Source organism: Pseudarcicella hirudinis, assembly GCF_900115665.1.
Lineage (GTDB): Bacteria > Bacteroidota > Bacteroidia > Cytophagales > Spirosomataceae > Pseudarcicella > Pseudarcicella hirudinis.
Genome location: NZ_FOXH01000004.1, coordinates 180,673 through 197,751 on the forward strand (window position 1 = coordinate 180,673; position 17,079 = coordinate 197,751).

Below are 17,079 nucleotides of genomic sequence, written 5' to 3' on the forward strand. Positions count from 1 at the left end.
TATTTAATCAAACAGCAACCAGTTTACCCCAAACCCGAATACCCTTCCCACCGCAGGAAATAATGGCGCTGCAAAATAGTTAGGGATTCCCATCAAACCCTGATTGACATGCGACATTTTTATGAACATTCTTACCCTGTTTATTCTGAAATCTGCAAAAGCATCTGCCTGTAAATATCCATCAACAAAGTTTTGATTTTGCACATAAAACTGCTGAATAGCAGGCATATAAGCATCTGCATAATACCCTGACTTATAATTAAATTCAACACCCGCCTGAATAAACAGCACTTTGGCATATACAATGTCAAATGCCAGTCTGGAATTCAGGAGAATTTCAGGCATTCTGATCACATCTGCTCCAGTTCTTTTAGTGAAATAAGCCTGATTAACCGTTGAGAAACGGCCAATACGATAATCTATCCCCAGGCCTGCCCGGAATATCGTTACATCTTTAGCACTTTGAACAGGTCTGATTTCACTGTTAAGACTCACCAGTGAATCCCTCACAGAAGCAAAATAAATATAATTGCTTAACAGCTGAATATCAGCACTTGGCGTTATTTTGAGTTTACCCAATTTCAAAGGGGCATTCATGTAAACACTGTTCACAAATACATTGCTATAATCTTTGTCCCATCTGAATGAATTATTGTAAATATATTGCTGAACCAATGTTGGCAAAGTGCTGGTCTGGTTAAAACCTAAAGTCAGGTTTTTGGACTGGAATTCAAATTTAACCTGATGGGCTTTAAAAGGCACCAGAAACTCTGCTTCTCCCCAAAACCTGGCACTTGGGCTGAGATTCTGACTAAGCCAGAGCCCGAGGAAATTCTCATTTTTACTAATACTTTTCCCGTTAAGCAGGTTATCATAGGTGAAAAATCTCTGTCTGAGATGAAGACGATAATTAAAACCATTGTAAAAACCCTTGACTCCGGATTTGTGCTCAAAAATATTGAAACTACTTCCATTATAGAGTGAATCTTTGGGAATCTGGGTTTCATCCAGATAGCTCTTAGGGTAAAAACCAGCCACCAAACCCTCTGTATAGCTTTTATCTTTAAACTGAACTTTCCTGGTCTGGTAATCTACAGACTGAAACAACTGAAAAGCCTTGTACCCGGCATATTCATGATAAATATGAAAATTGGTCCATTTATCTCTTGAAATAGCATTAGCTGAGGACAAAATGGCATTGTTATCGGCAAAAGTCAGGGCGTCCAGCAGAGAGCCGGTTCCAAGTGCAATTCCTCCCTGGTCATTATCATTATGATCTGCAATATTCAGGTGGGCGAGCAATTGGTATTTCTTGTTTTTCGTCTGATAATTGGAATGAATCATAAAACCCCATTCTCCAACCAAAGACTTATCTCCGGTTCGTACCGAATTATCGACCAGAATTTTATCAGTCGTAATTCTCTGGATCTCAAAACCCACATTCCAGAGGGAATCAATATTTCGGGCAAAACCAAAGTTTAAGATAGATTGTCCGCCACCGCCGGTTACAAATCTGACGTTTGAAAACGGGGATCTTGTATTATAGTATTTAACTTTATCAGGCGAAAAGGCATATAATTTATAAGCATCATAACCAAGCATTGTACCTACCTGCTCAGGTGCTTTGTAGTAAACAGGTCGGATCGCAGTACCTAAAAGTCCTAAATCCTGATAATAAATGCCATCACGGTGAAGAAAGTTATAATTATGCCCCCCATCCATCAGGGTGTCAATTTCATAGAGCGTCTTCCGGTTATTAACCACATCATTTTCCAGGAAATACCTTGTAGATTTAGGCCCGTAAATTACCTTCGTAGAATCATCTATTCCATTCGAGGAATCCTGCTTCTTTTGTCCGGGTTGAGGAAATGCATTGTTGGCATTATTCTGAGGGAAACTACCGATTGTGCCCTGGTTACTACCGGGCAATGCAGGAATCTGTGCAAAAACTACTGAGCTGAAAAGCAAAGCAGATAATAAGAAAATATATTTTATTTGATTCACGCTTTTATATTAGTTCCGAAAACGCCGCTACCGCATGACATTTCAGATTATTTATTTCGGGATCAGGTTGGGATTGTCCAGATTTTACCGCTTATCCTTTCAGCTGTGCACAGCCATTTTACAAAATTACCTTAATCTTGCACTCAGACCTTCAATAATGGATGTTTATTAAGGAATTTTAATATCAATTCATCAAATTTCTCACCTTCTTCATTCAAAAAGAAGGTTTTTATTGGCAAAAAGAATAAAAGATCCTTATCAATTCCATTTACGGACTTCAAACGCATCATGTCTTTTTCCGTAGTAAGAATACATTTTTGTGCGGATTTTATTGCTGCAAAAGATGTATTTATCTGTTTAACGTCATTTTCATTAAAAAAATGATGGTCTCCGAAAATCAGGTGCTCATGAACGTTAAAATGTTCTTTTGCATATTGCTCAAAAGGTTCAGGATTGGCAATTCCTGAGAGCAGCAATACATCATCTGTAAATATTTTTCCTGATTCTGACTTGGGTGAATCATAGGCAAAGCTTGTAAAAAAAACCGGACTTTCAGGGTTTATATAAAATTTTAGTCCATTTTTAACTTCTTCCCTGCCCTTACTATCCAACTTTAGAGGACATTTCGTAACAATTATAATATCCGCCCTTTTGGCGCCATGCCTTTTTTCCCGAAGCCTTCCTGCCGGAAAAGGATAGTCCTTATAAATCGGTCGGTTAAAATCAACCAATAAAATGTTCAAATCAGGCTTTAGCGGCCTGTGCTGAAAGGCATCATCCAACAAAACAACTTCTGTTTCAGGTTTCTGAGCAATCAGCTTCCGTAAAGCCTCGACCCTCTTCTCTCCTACCGTAACAATCAGATTTCCCCTGAATTTCCGGTAAAACTGTAAAGGTTCATCGCCTATTTCTTCCGCAACAGCCTTATCATCAGCCATCAGAAAGCCTTTGGTTTTCCTACCATAACCCCGGCTGAGGGTAGCAAGCTGAAAATGAGAGGAAAGTAAGCGGATTAAGTATTCTACATGAGGAGTTTTCCCGGTTCCGCCAACAGTAATATTTCCAACATTTATCGTGACTCTTTCAACTGAAGTCGTCTCATATATTCCTGTGTTATACAAAAAATTACGCACATCTGTAATGAGACCATAAAGGATCGTAAAAGGAAACAGGATAAAGTTTAAAAGTTTCAAGGTTCGATAATTTTTGTTTTCAGAATCAATAATTAATTTAGCGAGTGAAAAAAGGAATTTATAAATCCTACCCATTAAGCTCCAGCGAACCGAAAGATAAATTTTTCTGAGTTTTGAATGCAAAATTCAGAAAGAGTTGACGTTTTTTTATACATTTAATTCCTTTTTTATGAAAATTTAAGAAAACCGACCACTCAAATACCTAACTTTGCGCTTCTTTTGCGTTCAGGAGTTTCAAGCGGAGAAGTTATAGCGTTTATTTTTAATTTTTATGTTTATTTCCAGCCAGATCAGTAGTACTAGTTTTTATGATGTGTTTTCTTTTGAGGATATTTTCTCTGAACCCTCCGGAATTACTAATTGCATCTTTTAGGCCTGATTTGACTAACCCATTTGCACGTCAACAAATATGAGTTTGAAAGCGGTTTTTTCTAAACACACTCTTCACTTCCGGTTCGAAGCCGGAACCTCACGGGGTGTGCTGACAGAAAAAGACACTTATTTCATTAAGATTTTTGACTCTGAAAACCCGAAGGTTTTCGGATTGGGAGAGTGTGCCCCTTTGAAAGGACTTAGTTTTGATGATCGTCCTGATTTCGAATTACAGTTATTAAGCATTTGTGAAAACTTCAATACTCTTGAACTGGATGTTTTCCCCTGGAATATCAACATTATTCTGGAACAGGTATTAGACCATGCTTATCCTTCTGTGGTTTTCGGCTTTGAAACTGCTTTACTTGATCTGATTAACGGCGGAAAAAGGGTCGTTTTTAACAATGCTTTTACCCGATCCGAAAGAGCACTTGAAATCAACGGATTGGTTTGGATGGGAAATAAGGATTTTATGCTCAGACAAGTCAGGGAAAAGCTCGATTCCGGTTACAATTGCATCAAGATGAAAGTCGGGGCGATTGATTTCCAGAAAGAACTTGAAATTCTTGATTCGATCAGAAATAAGTACTCTCAACATGAAATTTCGCTAAGAGTCGATGCCAACGGTGCTTTCTCCATGAATGATGTTTATGAGAAACTGGATAAACTCGCCACGTACCAACTCCATTCCATAGAACAGCCTATCAGACAAAATCAGCCGGAACTTATGGCCGAAGTCTGTAAAAATACACCACTGGCTGTTGCTTTAGACGAAGAACTTATCGGACTGCCTGATTATACTGACAAATACCGTCTGCTGAAAAAAATAATGCCTCAGTACATTATTCTGAAGCCTACCCTTCTCGGTGGTTTTCAGCAATGCAGAGAATGGATTGAAAATGCCAACCGTTTAAAAATTGGCTGGTGGATTACTTCAGCACTGGAATCTAACATCGGTTTGAATGCCATTGCCCAGTTTACAGCTGAATTTAATAACCCACTCCCTCAGGGACTTGGTACCGGACAACTTTATCATAACAATGTCCCGTCACCTTTAGAAATCACTTCAGGCAGGCTGCATTATAAGCCTCAGAATGACTGGGATATTTCAAAAGTCGGGTTATTTTAGCAAATGATAATTGTTTTCAGATAATTGATTTTTGCACTTTCATTAATAACTTTGCGTATCTAAAAACAAAATCACCAACGAGAAGATGGATTTACAGAAATTAGATGACGCTTTACTAGCGGTATTTGAGAAAAGAGTTGAGCTTAGTCAACTTACTTATGACAGTGAAAATTATGATGATGTAGAAGAAGAGCTTCATGACCTCGAAGATGATTTTAATGAGGAATTCGGTGATTATATTGAAAAAGCTCTTCATGAAGTTCATCAGGAATATTGCCCTGAATCAGATGTTTTATTGCCTACCGCCTATATCGCAAAAAAATTCATTGAACTTCCGGATGGCAGTATCGAAATCGGTAAAAAAGAAGGTGTTGAAGTAGAACTTGAAAGTGATCCTGCCAATGGTGGAAGATTGGTTCTTCTTCCGACTCCTACCAGAATCGTATTGATGTATGGTAAAACCAAAAGTGTAGTTTGGCAGGCTGCCAACTAAACACTTTATCAGACACAAGGTAATTATCGACAGATATTTTCCAATCAATCAAAAAGAGGAACTGACCAGGTCAGTTCCTCTTTTTGATTAGCGCTCTATCCGGAATCAGCTGATCCAGTCAATCCCTTTTCTCAGAAAATTCAGGGTTTTCTCCTCCTCACTTTTCGGCTCAGGTTTATAATCGTAAACCCAGTTTGCTGTTGGCGGCATGCTCATTAAAATAGATTCCGTCCGGCCATTGGTTTCCAAACCAAATTTGGTTCCTCTGTCATGAACCAGATTAAATTCCACATAACGGCCTCTTCTTAACTGCTGGAATGCCTTTTCCCGTTTATTGGATGGCAAGTTCTTATTTTTGGCCATAAAATGGGTATAAATCGGTGCGAAAGACTCTCCAACCTCTCTCACAAAATCAAACAGCTGCTCTTTGGAATGTGTCTGATCCGGTTTGAGGTAATCAAAAAATATTCCTCCGATCCCTCTTGTTTCATTTCTGTGAACATTGAAGAAATAATCATCAGCCCAATTTCTGAACTTAGGATAATAATCCGGATCATGCTTATCACAGGCATTTTTAAGGTAATGATGAAACCACCGGGCATCTTCCTCTACCACATAATGCGGAGTCAGGTCAATGCCGCCGCCAAACCAGTAGGTTCCGTTTGTCATTTCAAAATACCTGACATTCATGTGAATAATGGGTACTTTAGGATTTTTAGGATGTATCACAATTGACACACCTGTAGCATAGAAATCCACTTTTTCATTCAATCCCATTGAACGAAGCATTTTTTCATGAAGATCCCCGTGCACTGCCGAAAACATTACTCCACCTTTCTCAATAACATTTCCTTCCTGAATTACCCTGGAACGTCCTCCGCCTCCTTCTGCTCTCGTCCACAAATCTTCTTTAAACGAAGCATTGCCATCGGCTTCTTCAAGTGCTGTACAGATACGGTCCTGCAATCCTTTAAAAAATTCTGTAATTTCTTGCTTGTTCATATTTCGATTATTTCTAAAACATAATGAGTGACTGGTATTTTGAGGCCCCAATCACTCATCAGTATTTTAATTTCCACCACTTGTACTATCCGGTTTGACGTCCGTTTCAATTCCCGGCGGGGCTGATAATGAATCCAGATTTCCCCCACCTTCCGAAGATAATGAATCTGGCAACGCCGGCGAATAATAAGAACAATTAAAGTCTTTTCTGACAACCTTAGGATCCAGCTTATCAAACGCAACAGGTTTATACATTGCTAAAGTCGGATCGTTTACCACTTTTATCATAAACCGTTTATAAAGTGGTAAAGCCGTCTTGGAACCCTCTCCCAGCGCCCCACTCCTGAAGTGAATGGACCGGTCATCTCCCCCTACCCAGGCCCCGGTAATCAGGCTGTTCGTCATCCCGATAAACCAGCCATCGGAATGATTTGAAGTTGTTCCTGTTTTCCCTGCAAATGCAGGAGCATATTTGTTTTTAGCAGGCATCAGCACGGCACCATCATTCCATAATAAACTGCTTGCCGTACCACCTTCATAAATAGGGCCTTCCAACATAGAGCGCATCAGCATCGCAGACTCTTTTCGGATTACCCGCTTGGTTTCCGGGTCAAAATGCTGAAGTACTTTACCATTCTGATCCTGAATTTCCTGAATAATCATCGGTTCTACGTGAATACCTTCATTAATAAAGGCAGAATAAGCTCCTATCATTTCATAAAGTGAAACATCAAAAGAACCCAGACCGATAGACGCAACAGGCCGCATCGGGCTGGAAATACCCATTGTTTTGGCATAATACATTACCGTATCCGGCCCAACCTCGTCTGTTAATCTGGCCGTAATAGAGTTAATTGATTTTGCCAGTGCTCTCCGTAAAGGCATGGTAGCATAAGAGAAATGCCCGTCTGCATTATTGGGTCTCCAGATTTTTTTCTCTCCTTTTTCTTCAACTTCAATCTCAAAAGGTTCATCCTTCATTTCAGTACAAGGTGAAAGATTCCTCGGACCGTCTATAGCTGCTGTATATACAAAAGGTTTGAAGGTAGAACCCGGCTGACGTTTTCCCTGCTTGACGTGGTCATATTTGAAATACTTAAAATCCAGACCACCAACCCAGGCTTTCACATGACCTGTATAAGGATCCATCGTCATCATTCCGGCCTGTAAGAACCTTTTGTAATATTGAATGGAGTCATAAGCACTCATCATTCTTTCTTCCTCACCCAATCCATTTCTGGAATATACCCACATTTTCCGCTTAACACTCTTCATATAGTACCAAACCGAATCCTGATTATTAGGGAATCGTTTTACCAATGCTTTGTAATATTCCGTTCTTTTGGCTACAGTATCGATAAATCCGGGAATTTCTACCCCTTTTTCATCTGCCCAGGGATTTTTGCCTGACCAGTGTCCGTCAAAGGTTTTTTGCACACTCCTCATCCCTTCAGAAACGGCATCCTCAGCGTAAGTCTGTAGACGTGAGTCGATGGTAGTAATAATTTTCAACCCATCTCTGTACAAATCAAGCTCTATTTCATTGTCTTTCGCCCATTCATTGAGGTATTTGGCAATGGCTACTTTGAAATAATTTCCTGTTCCGTCATATGGAGATTCCTCATGTCTGTTCAGTCCGAGAGGCAAGTCCTGCAAAGAATCCAGTTCTGCTTTGGAAAGGTATCCGTATTTCTGCATCTGTGCAAGCACAGTGTTTCGCCGTTTGATGGATTTCTCAGGATTCAAAATCGGATTATAAGTGGTTGTAGCTTTTTGCATACCTACCAGTACTGCGGCCTGCTGAACTTTAAGACTATCAGGAGAGGTATTAAAATAGGTTTTGGAAGCCACCTTAATTCCGTAGGCATTACTCCCGAAATCTACCGTGTTCAGATACCATAATATAATCTCGTTTTTGGTATAATATCGTTCAAGTTTGATTGCCGTAAGCCATTCTTTGGTCTTGATGACCAGCTTATTTACCAACGGTACATAGCCCAGAAATCCTTTTTTGAGAATTCCCTGTTTTTTACGGGTTTTAAAAAGGTTTTTCGCCAATTGCTGTGTGATAGTACTTCCTCCTCCGCGATCGCCCCCGCTTAACATACCAACTGCCACACCTGCCCATGCTTTATAATCAATTCCGGAATGCTGATAAAACCTGGAATCTTCCGTTGCTACCAAAGCTTTTACCAGATAAGGAGACAATTGGTTATAATCCCGGATCGGAGTTCTGTTTTCGGTAAAAAACTTACCTAATAAAACGCCATCCGCAGAATAAATTTCGGAAGATTGAGAGAGTTTCGGGTTCTGAAGTTCGCCTACGCTGGGCATTTCTCCGGTTAACCAGAGAAAGTTGGTTTCAATAGCAAAGATGAAAAATACCCCTGCAAAAATTGTCCATCCGCAAATTTTCCAGAGCCTTTTAATCGTAGGATAATAGGTCGCTTCCTTATCAACTTTACTTTCGATAAACTGGTCAACTTTCTCCCTGGAATCCCAGTACTTTTCTTTGAGAAAATCCAATTGCTTGTAAAAAGTAGCCACTTTCTCTTCGCCAAGTAATCTGACTAAGCCCTGATCGATCATTTTCCAAAGCCAATGCAAAACCTGCAAGAGAGTAGCTTTTATTGTAACCCAAAGATTCTGAATGACTTGAACAATTTTCTTCATAAAAATTTTACTTGTCGGCACTAATTATGCAACAATTTAATAATTAATTGTCAATTAAGGACCAGGAAATATTTAAAGAATAAAACGCTTAATATTGACTTTCATTTCGAAAATATGAGTTTATTTCAGCTATTCCGAAAAAACAGATTCTCTTTATCATTCATATTTCCATCCTGATGCTATTCCCGCCGCTAATCTTCTGATTCCAAAGCCTCCAGAATATCCATTAATTCAGCGTAATCCCTCTGACCCGGTTTCAATTCCTCTCCTCCTTTCAATGCCATACCTTTAAGCGGAATCCGCTCCAAAACTTCATTTACATTATCTTCCGACAAACCAAATCCGAGTATAACCGGATATTGAAATGCCAGCGCATCCAGCTGACTAATGGCAGCCTCATCCAAATGCGCAAATTCGTCACTATTCTCTATTAAAAAGTAATCAACTTCCTGAGCAGTACTCCGAAGCAAGGCAGGCAGATCAGCTTTAGCATAATCTACTTTTAAAATGATCGGTAACTCTGCTCTTTTTATTTCAGAAAGATTTTGCCAGTTTGAAGTCTGAATATAGTCTGGCAAAAAAGTCTCTTTCAGTTCCATGATTTCCAGAATACTCTCTGATTCCGTTTCTCCCACAATCTGAACCCCGGAAAGCCAGCCTCTCATTTCTTTGTATTTTTCAAAAGACAAATCATCCATTGAAAAACCAATCAGTTCAACTCCCATTCCTGCACAATAACGGGCATCCGAAAGATTGGTAACATTTGATATTTTTACTGTAGTCTTAAGCATCGAAACTTTATCTTGTATGGTTATCACGGGTTGTTTTACTGAGTTCTCAAACATTTTACATGATTTGGCTATCCTGATTTACTCCCAAATTAATCCGGAAACATCTTTGATAATGCCATTTCAAATCGTTAAGTCTTCGCTTTTCTGAAACCCGAATCAGAAAAAAGTCCTTTAAAATGACTCTGCAAAGCTACCGAAAGAGTTTCTCAGAACCAAAAAGCGTGGAATTATGTTCGATAAATTCAGTAACTTTGTACCATTATTTAATTAATTCAAACGTCAGGCTTTGAACCTGAGCTGTAAAAATGAGTAAACACGGAAGAATTTTAGTCGCCATGAGTGGCGGCATCGACAGTTCTGTCGCAGCAGTAATGCTTCATGAACAAGGTTATGAAGTCGTAGGTATGACGATGAAAACCTGGGATTATGCCTCTTCAGGCGGAACCAAAAAAGAAACAGGCTGTTGTTCTCTTGACTCTATCAATGACGCACGTAACGTTGCCGTTCAGTTAGGGTTTCCCCACTATATTCTTGACATCAGGGAAGAATTCGGCGATTATGTAATCAACCATTTTACGGGAGAATACCTTGAAGGAAGAACTCCGAACCCTTGCGTATTATGTAATACGCATATCAAATGGGATGCGCTTTTAAGAAGAGCCGATAAACTGGATTGTGAATTTATTGCCACCGGGCATTATGCCAATATCAGAGAGGAAAATGAACGTTTTGTTATCTCTAAAGGCGTAGATACCTGGAAAGACCAAAGTTATGTGCTATGGGGCGTTTCTCAGGAAAGTTTATCAAGAACTAAACTTCCGCTTGGACATTTAACCAAATCAACAATCCGTGAGATGGCTACCGAACGTGGGTTCATGGATCTGGTAAATAAATCAGAAAGTTATGAAATCTGCTTTGTACCGGACAACGACTACAGAGGTTTTCTAAAACGCAGGGTTGAAGGACTTGAAGAAAGTGTGAGAGGCGGAAACTTTGTTGACATCAACGGAAAAGTCCTTGGTAAACATGAAGGATATCCATTTTATACAATAGGTCAGAGAAAAGGTTTAGGAATAGCATTAGGTTTTCCAGCTTTTGTTACTGAAATCAGAAAAGAAACCAATGAGGTAGTTTTGGGAAGAGATGTGGATCTGGAAAGAAACGGCATGATTGTAGGACAATTAAACCTGCAAAAATATGCTCAGATCGAACAACCACTGGAATCTGTAACCAAAGTCAGATATAAAGATGCCGGCACACCGGCAGTAATTTCTCAGGAAGGCGGTAAAATAACGGCTTTATTCCATGAGCCTGTTTCAGGAATTGCCCCCGGACAAGCTGCCGTATTTTATGAAGGAAATGATGTAGTTGGCGGCGGCTGGATTATGAAATCCTTCAAACAGGAAAGTACAAGCGGAATCCATGCCCTTAATCTGGTATAATTTCAAAACGGGAGATCGGTTTTGTCTGATCTCCTGTTTAAATACGATAATTTGTTATGTCTGAATCAGTCAATCAGGAAAACATACGTTTCATTGAAAAAGCGGCCAATGCGGTTTCAGATAAATACCGTTTATCTATTTTAATGGAACTAACCCAAAAAGGAGAAATATGCTGTAATGAAGCCCGGGAAATCACCGGACTTTCACAGTCCTGCTGCTCTCATCATATCAAACTTCTTACAGAAAGTGAATTAATTACTGCCAGAAAAGACGGCAAATACATTTATATTTCTCTCAATAAACAGAACTTCCATAAATTTTCTGACTTTTTGAAGCATATCATTGAACCCGAATAATTTTTTTTGAGTTATACATATCGAAATATTTAAATATATAGATATTAAATAACCCCGATTTAAAGATGAGCTCAAAATTATTTTCTCCTGCCAGATTAGGTTCAATTGAATTATCAAATCACATCGTTATGGCTCCTATGACCCGTTCAAGAGCTATTAACAATATCCCGACAGCTCTAGTTGCCCAATATTACGGACAAAGAGCGGGAGCCGGCCTGATCATCACAGAGGGAACGTCTCCTTCAGCAAATGGATTAGGATATTCCAGAATTCCCGGGATTTTTTCACAGGAACAAATAGCAGGCTGGAAACTAACTACAGAGGCGGTACATGCCAAAGGCGGTAAAATTTTCATTCAGCTGATGCATACAGGCAGAGTTGGTCATCCGGCTAATTTAAGTCCTGAAGCAGAAGTTATCGCACCTTCAGCGGTTACTTTTGAAGGACAAATGTGGACTGACGCTGAAGGTATGAAAGATTATCCTACTCCGAGAGAAATGACGAAAGCTGACATCGAATCTACGATTCAGGAATATGTTCAGGCTTCTAAAAACGCTATTGAAGCAGGTTTTGACGGCGTTGAATTACACGGCGCTAACGGTTATCTTATCGATCAGTTTATCAATACTCAAAGTAATGTTCGTACAGACGAGTATGGCGGAAGTATTGAAGGAAGAGCTAAATTCTTACTGGAAATTGCTGAAGCGGCCAGCGAAGCGATCGGAAAAGACAAAGTAGGTGTTCGTTTATCTCCATACGGGCTTTTTAACGGAACGGAAATTTTCGAAACGATAGACAGCGATTATCAGTATATTGCTCAGAAACTGAACGATTTAGGTATCGTTTATGTCCATTTGGTAGATCATTCCTCACAGGGGGCTCCGGTTGTTTCTCCAGTAGTGGTAAATAATATCCGTGCTGCATTTAAAGGGACCTTAATTCTTTCAGGAGGTTATGATGTAGCAAGAGCTGAGGCAGATTTAGCCAGCGGACAGGCAGATCTGATCGGAATCGGCCGTCATTTCATTTCTAATCCTGATCTGGTTGAACGTCTTGAAACCGGTGCTGAACTGGCAGCGATAAAATACGATCTTTTGTATACAGCAGGCGAAGAAGGCTATGTTGATTACCCTGTTTTAGCTGAAGTTGAAAACTAGGCTAAAATCAAAGAAATTGCTGAAAAAGCCCTGTCTTTCATCAAGGAGGACAAGGCTTTTTTATTTCTCAATAACCGCAAAAGCCCTTACCGGGAAGGTTCCCATTCCTTTTACTTTGGGAGGGGTTGCTGTAAAGTAAAAAGTCTCATTTTCAGGAATTGCAGCAAGGTTACAGAGATGTTCTACGATCAATATTTCATTTTTCAGTAAAATGCTGTGAACAGGGCGGGTTTTGCCTGATGTATCATCAATATTGTGTGAATCAATGCCCACTAATTTCACGCCTGAATTAACCAGAAATTCTGCTGCATCGGCTGTAAGAAAAGGATTTCCGGTATAGTAACTATCTGTTTTCCAGTTTTCATCCCAGCCGGTATGAATCAGTAAGGCCTTTCCTTTTAAATCAAGGTTTTCAAAACTTGTCTTATTAATACTAAGCGTCTGCTGATAAGGAATATGTACTAAAACAGATTCCAGATAAGCCGTTTGTCCGACCTGAATCTCTGAAAGGTCTTTCCCTTCTTCATAACGATGAAAAGGCGTATCCAGATAAGTTCCGGTATTGGCCACCATCTCAATCTTACCTATCTGAAAAGAAGTCTCACCATCATACCATGCTTTTGATTCTTCTCTTGACCAGAAATCACAGATTACCGGTGCAGGAAGTCCTTTATAAGTAATTAATCCATCTTCTATGGTATGACTCAGGTCGATAAATGTTTTCAATTGTTAAATTTTTACGGTTTGAAATCCTTTTAAATCAGTATTCCCACTATTTTTTCCTGAAAATGGCAAAAAGAGCGATAAAAACCCAGACTACATTGACAAATGCCGAAGGGTAAGCACTGTGATGAATGGTGTTTATCACAAAACAAAGTCCTCCGAAAATATTAGCCAACTGATATTCGATGGAAGTAGAAGCAATTTTCCCCAATGAATTTAATCCAAAAGCACCTACAATTAACACAGAGCCAACCCAGCCAATAATTTCAATAATCAAATTCATAATTATTTTCCTCAATATTTAAAAAATCCATTTTCACCACGGCTCAACTCTTCTACATTCACTATAGCACTTTTATTTAATTTACCGTATAAATGCGGAAATAGTTCCTGATTAGTGGCAGATTCATAAATCAGTTCCGCACTAAGTTTTGCTGTATCAATATGGAGCAAAAGTATCTTCTCCCGATCAGTAAAGTAGCGGTTTAATGTACCTTCTACCTGTTCTTTTTTCGAAAGGTGAATGAATTTCTCTTCCACAAAAGTCGGAGAGCGATAATAATCAAAATCCTTGTATTTGTCCCAATATTCAGGAACGACAATATGATAGACCGTTTTTTCCATGCTCAAAAATACATAATTAAACTACTTTCTCTTCATACAAACGAGTCTATATTCACACTAATGTATTCCGGATTCATGTTTCTGGGTACCATTTAACATTTTTTAATTTCCTTAAGCAATTTCTTCTGTATATTGCAATTTGAACACTAAACTTCATTCACATATGAAAACACCTAAACTCCTATTGGGTTTATTATTAAGTTTCAGCTTAAATATCCTCTTTGCCCAGACAAAATTTGAATGGAAAACAGGAACTTCCGGTGGTTATACTTATCGTTATGTAACCAATGACCCGATGAAAGCCCGTTTTTACAAACTTAAAAATGGCCTGACTGTCATTCTGAGTGAAAACCACAAAGAACCTCGTATTCAGACCCTCATTCCTACCCGCGCTGGTTCTAATACAGATCCCCGTACCAATACAGGACTTGCCCATTATCTTGAGCATATGCTTTTCAAAGGAACTGATAAATTTGGTTCGCTGGATTGGGCAAAAGAAAAACCCTTGCTGGATAAAATTGACGACTTATACGAGCAATACAACAAAACAACTGATTCCACCAAACGCAAGGCCATTTACAAAGAAATTGACCGGGTTTCAGGAGAAGCAGCCAACTTTGCCATTGCCAATGAGTATGATAAATTAATGGCTTCTATGGGAGCGCAGGGAACGAATGCTTTCACTTCTTTTGAACAGACCGTTTATACAGAAGATATTCCTTCCAATGCGATTGACCGTTTTCTTACCGTTCAGGCAGAACGTTTCCGCCACCCGATTTTACGTATTTTCCATACTGAACTGGAAGCCGTTTACGAGGAAAAAAACCGCGGTCTCGACAATGATGGCAGAAAGGTTTTTGAAAACTACTACAATGCCTTGTTTCCGACTCATAATTACGGACAACAAACTACCATTGGTACAGTTGAACATCTGAAAAATCCTTCTCTGATTGAAATCAGGAAGTTTTATGACAAATACTATGTACCCAATAATATGGCCATCATTTTCGCCGGAGATTTTAACTCTGACGTCCTGATTAAGAAGATTGATGAGAAGTTTGCTTATATGCAGCCAAAACCGGTAGAAGAATATAATCCTGCTCCTGAAAAACCACTTACGGCAGTTCAAACCAGAGAAGTTTTTGGTCCGACTCCTGAAAATGTAACCATTGCCTATCGTTTACCGGGTGCTGTAGATGAAAAGAATAAAGTACTGGCAACGCTGACAGATGAAATCATGTCCAATTCTGCAGCTGGTCTGATTGATTTAAATCTGAATAAACAGCAGAAAATTCTGGGAGGAAGCTCTACCGTTCAGGCACAAAAAGATTATTCTGTATGGGTTCTAAGTGGTCGTCCTAAGCAGGGTCAGACACTGGATCAGGTAAAAGACCTTTTATTAAGCCAGGTTGAAATCCTGAAAAAAGGACAATTTGATGAGAGACTTATCAAGTCTATCGTAAATAATTACAAATTAAATCAGATTCAGGGGCTGGAAAATAACAACAGCCGTGCGTATCCTTTGTTAAGCTCATTCATTATTTCCAAAGGAGAAAACTGGTTATCTAATGTGAGTTCTCTGGATGCCATGTCAAAAATCACCAAAAAAGATATTGTGGATTTTGCTAACAAATATCTTCTGGAAAATTATGTAGTTATCTACAAAAGAAAAGGCAAGGACGAAAGCATCAAAAAAGTAGAGAAACCAGCTATTACTCCGGTAGAAACCAATCGTGACAAACAATCGGAATTCTTAAAAACGGTTAATGATATGCCAATGGCAGATATTAAACCTGTTTGGCTGGATTTCAAAAAAGATATTAAGAAGGGGAAAGTCGGCAAAGCGGAAGTACTTTATGTACAGAACACAGACAATGAACTCTTCCGTCTCGGATTCAGATTCAAAATGGGAACGTACCATAACAAATTGCTGTCGCTTGCTGCGCAATATCTGCAATTTTTAGGTACCGATAAATATACTGCGGAGCAACTGAGCCAGGAGTTTTATTCAGTTGCAAGTTCTTACAATATCCAGTCTTCGGGAGAATACACTACACTTCGTCTTTCAGGTTTACAGGAAAATTTCAATAAATCTCTTGCTTTGGTGGAACACGTTCTGAAAAACTGTAAAGCAGATGAAGCAGCCCTGACAGCCTTAAAGGAAAGAATTATCAAAAGCCGGGCAGACAGTAAACTTAACAAGGGCGCAATCATGCAGGGATTGATGAATTATGCACAGTATGGTGCTAAAAATCCATTCAATAATCAGTTAAGCAATGAGGAGCTTAAAGCTGTAAAATCGGAAGATCTGCTTAAAATTCTGCATGAACTGCTAAGCTATGAGCATACCGTTATTTATTATGGCCCGCAGTTACTGGCTGCTTTTGAAGCCAACCTGCCAAAAGTACATCCTATTCCGGCTAGTTTCATTCCTTTCCCGGAAAAGATCGATTTCAAGCAGATTGCTCAGGAGAAAAATCAGGTATTTTTTGCCGATTATGACATGGTTCAATCTGAGATTTCATGGGTAAGAAATACCGTTCCATACAATCCGGCACAAACTCCGACCATCGATGTTTTCAATAACTATTTTGGAGGCGGTATGGCTTCAATCGTATTCCAGACCATCAGAGAGTCTAAAGCATTGGCATATTCTACTTATGCTTATTACAATACGCCTTCTAAAAAAGGTGAGAAATACTCTTTGGTCGGATATATCGGAAGTCAGGCAGATAAGCTAAACGATGCGGTAGCTGCTATGAATGAGCTGTTAAACAATATTCCGGATGCGGAAAAGACGCTGGAAGTTGCCAAAAAGAATATGAAGAAAACCTATGATACTGAGCGCATTACACAGGACGGCATCATTTACAGCTTCCTGAGCGCACAGGAACACGGGATCGAATACGATGAACGTCAGAAAACCTATGATGCCATTGATTCTATTCATTTCAGTGATTTGAAGAAGTTTGCAGACGAAAATCTGGCAAACAAACCATATACTTACTGTATTGTCGCTTCAGAAAAACAGGTAAAACCTGATGATCTGAAAAAATACGGAGAGTTTAAAAAACTGACACTGGAAGAACTATTCGGGTATTGATATTAAAGTCAAACCCC

The 17,079-nt window shown here is 39.3% G+C and carries 14 protein-coding genes; 6 read left to right on the forward strand and 8 right to left on the reverse strand.

Annotated elements, in window-relative coordinates; genetic code table 11:
• Positions 1-3: 3 nt before the first annotated feature.
• A complete protein-coding gene (locus BM179_RS08840) occupies positions 4-2,004 on the reverse strand; it encodes a putative porin (protein WP_092015446.1) in 2,001 nt (666 codons plus the stop codon).
• A gap of 143 nt (positions 2,005-2,147) precedes the next feature.
• Positions 2,148-3,197 (reverse strand): tetraacyldisaccharide 4'-kinase, encoded by a 1,050-nt coding sequence (lpxK, locus tag BM179_RS08845; RefSeq protein ID WP_177219345.1) that lies wholly within the window; start codon positions 3,195-3,197, stop codon positions 2,148-2,150.
• A 409-nt stretch (positions 3,198-3,606) separates the two neighbouring features.
• On the opposite strand from lpxK, the gene BM179_RS08850 reads away from it, so the two are divergent.
• The gene (locus tag BM179_RS08850) at positions 3,607-4,698 is read left to right on the forward strand and encodes an o-succinylbenzoate synthase (protein WP_092015453.1); all 1,092 of its coding nucleotides are present in this window, start codon (positions 3,607-3,609) and stop codon (positions 4,696-4,698) included.
• An 85-nt stretch (positions 4,699-4,783) separates the two neighbouring features.
• Positions 4,784-5,191 (forward strand): hypothetical protein, encoded by a 408-nt coding sequence (locus tag BM179_RS08855; protein WP_092015456.1) that lies wholly within the window; start codon positions 4,784-4,786, stop codon positions 5,189-5,191.
• A gap of 105 nt (positions 5,192-5,296) precedes the next feature.
• On the opposite strand, the gene hemF is transcribed toward BM179_RS08855, so the two are convergent.
• From hemF to trpF, 3 genes are all read right to left on the reverse strand, one after another.
• A complete protein-coding gene (gene hemF, locus BM179_RS08860; protein WP_092015459.1) occupies positions 5,297-6,193 on the reverse strand; it encodes an oxygen-dependent coproporphyrinogen oxidase in 897 nt (298 codons plus the stop codon).
• Between the two features lie 66 nt (positions 6,194-6,259).
• Complete coding sequence (locus BM179_RS08865; RefSeq protein WP_092015462.1) at positions 6,260-8,866, reverse strand: penicillin-binding protein 1A; 2,607 nt, start codon at positions 8,864-8,866, stop codon at positions 6,260-6,262.
• 191 nt (positions 8,867-9,057) lie between these two features.
• Positions 9,058-9,711 carry a phosphoribosylanthranilate isomerase gene (gene trpF / locus BM179_RS08870; protein ID WP_143095186.1) on the reverse strand — a complete coding sequence of 218 codons (654 nt, stop codon included), beginning with the start codon at positions 9,709-9,711 and terminating at the stop codon, positions 9,058-9,060.
• Between the two features lie 251 nt (positions 9,712-9,962).
• Between trpF and mnmA the strand changes: the two genes are divergently transcribed.
• The 3 genes from mnmA to BM179_RS08885 all read left to right on the forward strand — a co-directional run bounded on the left by mnmA (position 9,963) and on the right by BM179_RS08885 (position 12,612).
• Positions 9,963-11,099: a tRNA 2-thiouridine(34) synthase MnmA gene (gene mnmA / locus BM179_RS08875; protein WP_092015468.1), complete on the forward strand. Its 1,137-nt coding sequence runs from the start codon at positions 9,963-9,965 to the stop codon at positions 11,097-11,099.
• 56 nt (positions 11,100-11,155) lie between these two features.
• Positions 11,156-11,455, forward strand: a complete 300-nt coding sequence (locus BM179_RS08880; RefSeq protein WP_092015471.1) for an ArsR/SmtB family transcription factor — start codon at positions 11,156-11,158, stop codon at positions 11,453-11,455.
• Positions 11,456-11,520: 65 nt separating this feature from the next.
• Positions 11,521-12,612 carry an alkene reductase gene (locus BM179_RS08885; protein WP_092015474.1) on the forward strand — a complete coding sequence of 364 codons (1,092 nt, stop codon included), beginning with the start codon at positions 11,521-11,523 and terminating at the stop codon, positions 12,610-12,612.
• A gap of 60 nt (positions 12,613-12,672) precedes the next feature.
• On the opposite strand, the gene BM179_RS08890 is transcribed toward BM179_RS08885, so the two are convergent.
• The 3 genes from BM179_RS08890 to BM179_RS08900 are packed head-to-tail and all read right to left on the reverse strand — an operon-like array spanning position 12,673 to position 13,959.
• Positions 12,673-13,338 carry a cyclase family protein gene (locus BM179_RS08890; RefSeq protein ID WP_092015477.1) on the reverse strand — a complete coding sequence of 222 codons (666 nt, stop codon included), beginning with the start codon at positions 13,336-13,338 and terminating at the stop codon, positions 12,673-12,675.
• A gap of 46 nt (positions 13,339-13,384) precedes the next feature.
• Entirely contained in the window at positions 13,385-13,618 is a 234-nt protein-coding gene (locus BM179_RS08895) for a CBU_0592 family membrane protein (protein WP_092015480.1), read from the reverse strand.
• A gap of 11 nt (positions 13,619-13,629) precedes the next feature.
• Positions 13,630-13,959, reverse strand: a complete 330-nt coding sequence (locus tag BM179_RS08900) for a DUF952 domain-containing protein (RefSeq protein WP_092015484.1) — start codon at positions 13,957-13,959, stop codon at positions 13,630-13,632.
• A 163-nt stretch (positions 13,960-14,122) separates the two neighbouring features.
• Between BM179_RS08900 and BM179_RS08905 the strand changes: the two genes are divergently transcribed.
• On the forward strand, positions 14,123-17,062 hold the full coding sequence (locus tag BM179_RS08905; RefSeq protein WP_092015487.1) for a M16 family metallopeptidase: 2,940 nt from the start codon (positions 14,123-14,125) through the stop codon (positions 17,060-17,062).
• The last annotated feature ends 17 nt before the right edge of the window (positions 17,063-17,079 follow it).